Source organism: Vibrio sp. 811 (assembly GCF_033339195.1).
Genome location: NZ_JAWOUB010000741.1, coordinates 1 through 566 on the forward strand (window position 1 = coordinate 1; position 566 = coordinate 566).

The 566-nt window shown below is 36.2% G+C and carries 1 pseudogene; it reads left to right on the forward strand.

Features of this window, described 5'->3' with window-relative positions:
• Positions 1-310: 310 nt before the first annotated feature.
• Positions 311-566: pseudogene (locus tag R7Q46_RS29150) on the forward strand (DUF1254 domain-containing protein); the annotation flags it as partial.

Consider the following 566-nt stretch of genomic DNA (forward strand, 5'->3'; position numbering starts at 1 on the left):
CGATACTACTCTAAAAATCTTTAGCAGATTCAAATCTAAATTATGTAGCGGCTTTTTGTTTTTATCTTTATTTTTCATTCGATTACGTTCTGGTGGTGTAAGGCGTATCCGTGTTTGCATAAATTAACTTATACCAAAATTGGTATATTACCAATAATAAATGGTCAATTTATCTCCTTATCTATGAACCTTATGATGATGGTGGGTTTGAGATATGAACAAAGAATAATCGGTTCAACACTAATCTTGACTTGAAAAGACTTGTTCTAATTTGAGCAACACCATCTAATAAGATAAGGATTACTTCCATATGAAAAAGCGCATTTTAGCAGTAGCAGTGACGAGTATGCTTCTGTCTGCCGCTGTCTTTGCACAAGAAACGGTGGTTCCAAGCCGCGTGGGTGAGTTGAAATTTGAAGCAGATTTTCCGACACAAGAAACAATGAAAAACATGTTGAATGAAATGGATTTTCAGCGTGCAACCCAAGCTTATCTTTGGGGAATCCCTGCCTCAAGTATTATGGAATGGCTGAACGTTAGCCGTAATGATTTTAAATTCGAAGAAG